Below are 3,002 nucleotides of genomic sequence, written 5' to 3'. Positions count from 1 at the left end.
CCTGCGCATGTAGAAGGCCACCGGCCAGCTGAGCCAGACGCACCTGCTCAAGCAGGTTCGTCACGACATCGCTCGCGTCAAGACTGTGCTCAACCAGAAGGCAGGTGACCAATGATGGCTGAAGCAAACAAAGCTCGGACGCTCACCGGCAAGGTCGTGAGCGACAAGATGGAAAAGTCGATTGTCGTATTGATCGAGCGCCGCGAGCGTCATCCGATCTACGGCAAGTACATGAAGCGCTCCACCAAGCTGCACGCCCACGACGAGACGAATCAGGCCAAGGCCGGCGATACGGTTTCCATTCAGGAATGCCGTCCGCTGTCCAAGAAGAAGGCCTGGACGTTGGTCGAGGTGGTCGAGCAGGCCAAGGGCTGAGCCCGACAGGCGCCTTCTGAACCAGTGCAGTCAGATTAGGTTTGGAGAAAACCAATGATTCAGACGCAGACAATGCTGGATGTCGCCGACAACAGCGGCGCGCGCCGGGTGCAGTGCATCAAGGTGCTGGGCGGTTCACACCGTCGTTACGCCCGCGTTGGCGACATCATCAAAGTGACGGTCAAGGAAGCCATCCCGCGGGGCAAGGTCAAGAAAGGCCAGGTCCTCAAGGCGGTGGTCGTGCGTACGCGCAGCGGTGTCCGTCGTAACGACGGTTCGCTGATCCGCTTCGACGGAAATGCGGCGGTTCTGTTGAACAACACCAACGAACAGCCGATCGGCACCCGTATCTTCGGACCGGTAACTCGTGAACTTCGTAACGAGAAGTTCATGAAGATCATTTCCTTGGCGCCCGAAGTGCTGTAAGGAGCGAGGCGGATATGCACAAGATCAAACGTGACGACGAAGTCATCGTCATCGCCGGCAAGGATAAGGGCAAGCGTGGCACGATCAAGCGCGTCCTCGAAAACGACCGTTACGTCGTTTCGGGCGTCAACATGATCAAACGCCACACCAAGCCCAATCCTATGGTTGGCAACCCGGGGGGTATCGTCGAGCGTGAGGCTCCGATCCATGCGTCCAACGTGGCCATCTTCAATGCGGAGACCGGCAAGGCGGATCGCGTCGGCTTCCAGCTGCAGGAAGACGGTACCAAGGTACGTATCTACAAGTCGACGCAAAAGCAGATCGACGCCTAACGCGAGTCGGGTAGCAAAATGGCGAACTTGAAAGAACGTTATCAAAACGAGGTCATGGCTCAGCTCAAAGAGCAGTTCAGCTATGCCAACGTTATGCAGGTGCCCCGGATCACCAAAGTGACCCTGAACATGGGCATCGGCGAAGCGACCAGCGACAAGAAGCTGATCGACAATGCTGTCGGCGACCTGGAGAAACTCTCCGGTCAGAAGCCGGTGGTTACCAAGGCGCGCAAGTCCATCGCTGGCTTCAAGGTCCGCGAAGGCTGGCCGATTGGCGTCAAGGTGACGCTGCGCCGCGAACGGATGTGGGACTTTCTGGACCGGCTGGTCAACATCGCGATTCCTCGCGTACGTGACTTCCGCGGTCTGAACCCGAAATCCTTCGACGGGCGTGGCAACTACTCCATGGGCGTACGGGAGCAGATCATCTTTCCGGAGATCGAATATGATAAGATCGACCGGATTCGTGGTCTGGATGTCACCATCACGACCAGCGCCATCACCGACGAAGAAGGTCGTGCGCTGCTCAGCGCGCTGAACTTCCCGTTCAAGCAATAAGGGTGGATTCATGGCAAAGAAAAGCATGATTGAGCGTGAGCTCAAGCGCGCGAAGCTGGTCGACAAATACGCCGCCAAGCGTGCCGCGCTCAAGACCGTCATTTATGACGTCAACGCTTCTGACGAAGAGCGCTTCGACGCTCAGCTGAAGCTGCAACAGTTGCCGCGGGACTCCAGTCAGGTCCGTCAGCGCAACCGCTGCCGCGTTACCGGCCGTCCGCACGGTTACTACAACAAGTTCGGACTGGCCCGTAACAAGCTGCGCGAAGCTGCCATGCGTGGCGATGTCCCTGGACTGAAGAAGTCCAGCTGGTAAGCCACGTCGAGGAATTCAGGAGCGCAATGTAATGAGCATGCAAGATACTCTGGCGGATATGTTTACCCGTATCCGCAATGCGCAGATGGCCACCAAGGAGACGGTTACCATGCCGTCTTCCAAGCTCAAGGTTGAAGTGGCCCGCGTACTCAAGCAGGAAGGCTACATCACCGACGCGACGGTCTCCGAGGGCGCCAAGCCCGAGCTGACCGTGACCCTCAAGTATTTCGAGGGCAAGCCGGGCATCGAGCACCTCCAGCGTATGTCCAAGCCGTCACTGCGGATCTACAAGGGCAAGAGTGAACTGCCCAAGGTCGCGGACGGTCTGGGTGTGGCGATCGTCACCACCTCCCAAGGTGTCATGACCGATCGTGCCGCACGCCAGGCGGGTGTCGGTGGTGAAGTCATCTGCACCGTATTCTAGGAGTGAGTAATGTCTCGCGTAGCCAAGTATCCGGTTAAACTGCCCAGCGGCGTCGACGTGAAGTTCGACGGCGACCAGCTGTCCGTCAAGGGCGGCCAGGGCACGCTTGAACTGACCGTGCATCCCGACGTGAAGATCACTCAGGAAGACGGTCAGCTGGTTTTCGCCCCGAGCGAACAGGCGAAGTCTTGGGCCATGGTCGGCACCACGCGGGCCCTGGTCCAGAACATGGTCACCGGCGCTTCCGAGGGTTTCACTCGGTCGCTGGAAATCAATGGCGTCGGCTATCGTGCCCAGGCTAGTGGCAAGACGCTGAACCTAACACTCGGTTTCTCACACCCGATCGACTACACGCTGCCCGAAGGTGTCACGGCGGAAACGCCGAAGAACACCGTGATCGTGCTGAAAAGCGCGGACAAGCAGAAGCTCGGTCAGGTGGCTGCGGAAATTCGCGCGTTCCGTCCGCCGGAGCCCTACAAGGGTAAAGGCGTTCGTTACAGCGACGAACGTGTCCGCCGCAAAGAAGCCAAGAAGAAGTAAGGCAGGGTTATGAACGCGAAGAAAGAATCTC

General features: G+C 58.4%; 7 protein-coding genes and 1 pseudogene. All 8 read left to right on the top strand.

Going from position 1 to position 3,002, the window contains the following annotated elements; genetic code table 11:
* Window positions 1-13 precede the first annotated feature (13 nt).
* Window positions 14-115, top strand: a pseudogene (gene rpmC / locus AC3AYF_RS19765) (50S ribosomal protein L29); the annotation flags it as partial.
* Window positions 115-375: a 30S ribosomal protein S17 gene (gene rpsQ / locus AC3AYF_RS19760; RefSeq protein WP_295036593.1), complete on the top strand. Its 261-nt coding sequence runs from the start codon at window positions 115-117 to the stop codon at window positions 373-375. The pseudogene rpmC and the gene rpsQ, both read left to right, overlap by 1 nt.
* Before the next feature lie 54 nt (window positions 376-429).
* On the top strand, window positions 430-801 hold the full coding sequence (gene rplN / locus AC3AYF_RS19755) for a 50S ribosomal protein L14 (RefSeq protein ID WP_075571386.1): 372 nt from the start codon (window positions 430-432) through the stop codon (window positions 799-801).
* Between the two features lie 14 nt (window positions 802-815).
* Complete coding sequence (gene rplX, locus AC3AYF_RS19750; RefSeq protein WP_075563676.1) at window positions 816-1,133, top strand: 50S ribosomal protein L24; 318 nt, start codon at window positions 816-818, stop codon at window positions 1,131-1,133.
* 18 nt (window positions 1,134-1,151) lie between these two features.
* Window positions 1,152-1,691 (top strand): 50S ribosomal protein L5, encoded by a 540-nt coding sequence (rplE, locus tag AC3AYF_RS19745; RefSeq protein WP_110603314.1) that lies wholly within the window; start codon window positions 1,152-1,154, stop codon window positions 1,689-1,691.
* A gap of 10 nt (window positions 1,692-1,701) precedes the next feature.
* Window positions 1,702-2,007, top strand: coding sequence for a 30S ribosomal protein S14 (rpsN, locus tag AC3AYF_RS19740; RefSeq protein WP_110603316.1), 306 nt, complete (start codon window positions 1,702-1,704; stop codon window positions 2,005-2,007).
* A 31-nt stretch (window positions 2,008-2,038) separates the two neighbouring features.
* The gene (gene rpsH, locus AC3AYF_RS19735; RefSeq protein ID WP_487780243.1) at window positions 2,039-2,431 is read left to right on the top strand and encodes a 30S ribosomal protein S8; all 393 of its coding nucleotides are present in this window, start codon (window positions 2,039-2,041) and stop codon (window positions 2,429-2,431) included.
* Window positions 2,432-2,440: 9 nt separating this feature from the next.
* The gene (rplF, locus tag AC3AYF_RS19730; protein WP_110603320.1) at window positions 2,441-2,971 is read left to right on the top strand and encodes a 50S ribosomal protein L6; all 531 of its coding nucleotides are present in this window, start codon (window positions 2,441-2,443) and stop codon (window positions 2,969-2,971) included.
* Window positions 2,972-3,002 lie beyond the last annotated feature (31 nt).

Source organism: Salinicola sp., assembly GCF_982684285.1.
Note: the sequence above shows the minus strand (reverse complement) of the source record. Positions and strands in the feature narration are given on the sequence as shown.